This is a genomic window from Streptomyces sp. MK37H (genome assembly GCF_018035285.1).
Lineage (GTDB): Bacteria > Actinomycetota > Actinomycetes > Streptomycetales > Streptomycetaceae > Streptomyces > Streptomyces endocoffeicus.
In genome coordinates this window covers 1-2279 of the sequence record NZ_JAAAYH010000748.1, presented here as the reverse complement: position 1 = coordinate 2279, position 2279 = coordinate 1, and the positions used below count along the sequence as shown (strand labels likewise).

The window sequence follows — 2279 nt, the reverse complement described above, 5'->3', positions numbered from 1 at the left end:
GACGTCCCGTAGGGCTGGGGCCAAGCGGGTCATCGGCCGCCGGGCCGAGGGGCATCGGGCCGCCGGGCCCAAGTGCGCGTTCGGGCCGGACCCGAGGGGCTCTTCGGGTCGGACCGAAGGGGGCATCCGCTTCGTAACGATGGGCGGTTACGCTGCCAGGCATGACGACAGGCAGCGGCACCGCTCCGGCACCCCCGGAGGCGACACCCCCGGCGGAGGCGAGTGCCGCCGCGCGCCCGGCGGCGGAACCCCCGGCCACCGCGAGCCCACCGGCCGCCCGCCGGGGCAGCTACCGCAGGCTGAGCGTCGAGGCGCGGCGCGCCGAACTCCTCACCGCCGCGCTCGACCTCTTCGCCCACCGCGCGCCCGAGGACGTGTCGCTGGACGATGTGGCCTCGGCCGCCGGGGCCTCCCGTCCGCTGGTCTACCGCTACTTCCCGGGCGGCAAGCAGCAGTTGTACGAGGCGGCGCTGCGCAGCGCCGCCGATGAGCTGGAACAGTGCTTCGAGGAGCCCAGGAGCGGTCCGCTCAGCGCCCGGCTGAGCCGGGTGCTGGACCGCTATCTGGCCTTCGTGGACGAGCACGACGCGGGGTTCAGCGCGCTGTTGCAGAGCGGCAGCGTGGCCGAGACCTCGCGCACGAACGCGATCGTGGACGAGGTACGGCGGGCGGCGGCCGAGGAGATCCTGCTCCATCTGGCGGTCAAGGAGCCCGGTGCGCGGCTGCGGATGATGGTGCGCACCTGGATCACGGCCGTCGAGGCGGCCTCGTTGATCTGGCTGGACGAGGAGAAGCGGCCGCCGCTGGAGGAGCTGCGCGACTGGCTGGTGGACCAGTTCGTGGCGATGCTGACCGCCACCGCGGCCACCGATCCGCAGACGGCCCGGGTGATGAAGGCCGCGGTCAGGATGGAACCCGCCGAGGGACCGGTCGGGCGGCTGGCGCGCCGCGTGGTGCCCGCGCTGGGCGAGGCGTCGCATCTGCTGTGACGAGCGCGGCCGGTGAGACGTACGGTCGCGGTGAGACGAACGTCCCGGTGAGACGAACGGTCGCGGTGAGACGAACGTCCCGGTGAGACGAACGGTCGTCGTGAGACGTACGGTCGTGCCGTGAGAAGCGAGGAGACGCCCTTCGTGGGCGGGCCGCTGGACGGCCGGGTGCTGCCGGTGCTGGTCGGCCTCACGGGCCAGCCTCCGAAGACCTACGAGGTGCCGGTGGAGGACGAGGCGGGCGGACCGCCGACGGTGTATGTCTACCGCAGGGTTCCGGCCGCCACCTCCAAGCGGCTGGGCCTGGTCCGGGGCTGGGCCTATGAGTACGACCCGGAGGGAAAGCCGGGTGGCGGGCCGAAGTGGCCGTGGTCCAAGCCGAACTGACCGCCGGACCGAGCGGACCGCCCGCCGGACGGGTGACTGCATTCGTCCGACTCGCCCACAATTCTCCTGAAGATACGAACGTCATGCCACGATCCCTGCTGAGCTGGACGCCGAACAGAGGCGTCTCGGAGCCGGAGGTGATCACGTGTCAGGACGGATCGTGGGCTCGGTCTGCGCGGCGGCGATCACCGCGGCCGCCGCGTTGGTGCCCGCCGTCCCGGCGGCCAAGGCGTCGGCCGCCCCCGCCCGCCCCGCCGACCGGTCCGTGTCCGAGCTGCTGACGCAGCTCAAGACGCTGTACCGGAAGGCCGAGGAGGCCACGGAGGCGTACAACGGGACCGAGGAGAAGCTGCACAAGCAGCGCACCAGGACCAGGGAGCTCACGGCCCAGCTCGTCCACGCCCGTACGGAGCTCGCCGACAGCCACGACGACGCGGGACGGCTGGCCCGCCGGCAGTACCAGGGCCACAGCGCGCTCTCCTCCTACGGTTTCCTGCTGACCCTGCTCACCCCGCACCCGGAGAACGCCGCCGACGAGGCGCGCGAGCTGGATCGGGCGGCCGGCCGCGAGGCCGCCCTGATCCAGCGACTGACCAAGGGCGAGCGGCACGCCGACACCATCGCCACCCGGGCGCGGACCGCGCTGGACAAACAGCTGTCCCTGGCGGCGAAGCGCAAGAAACAGCGGGACAAGGTGAAGAAGCAGCTCCGCTCCATCGAGAAGCTGCTGGCCGCGCTCAGCACCCGCCAGATCGCCCAGGTGGCCCAGCGCGAGCGCCAGGAGACCGCGAAGGCCCAGCGCAAACTGCTCGCCTCCGGGGCGCTCGGCACCACGAACGGCACCTCACCCGGCGCCGCGGGCCCGCCCGCCACCACGAACGGCGGCACGAACGGTGGCACGGG

Annotated in this window: 3 protein-coding genes; all 3 read left to right on the top strand. The window is 72.8% G+C overall.

Going from position 1 to position 2279, the window contains the following annotated elements:
* Positions 1 to 161: 161 nt before the first annotated feature.
* Entirely contained in the window at positions 162 to 989 is an 828-nt protein-coding gene (locus GWI24_RS43505; RefSeq protein ID WP_247617707.1) for a TetR/AcrR family transcriptional regulator, read from the top strand.
* Positions 990 to 1109: 120 nt separating this feature from the next.
* On the top strand, positions 1110 to 1376 hold the full coding sequence (locus tag GWI24_RS43500) for a hypothetical protein (RefSeq protein ID WP_210951532.1): 267 nt from the start codon (positions 1110 to 1112) through the stop codon (positions 1374 to 1376).
* A gap of 145 nt (positions 1377 to 1521) precedes the next feature.
* Positions 1522 to 2279, top strand: a 758-nt coding sequence (locus GWI24_RS43495) for a coiled-coil domain-containing protein (RefSeq protein ID WP_374103412.1), incomplete at its 3' end; no start/stop codon positions are given.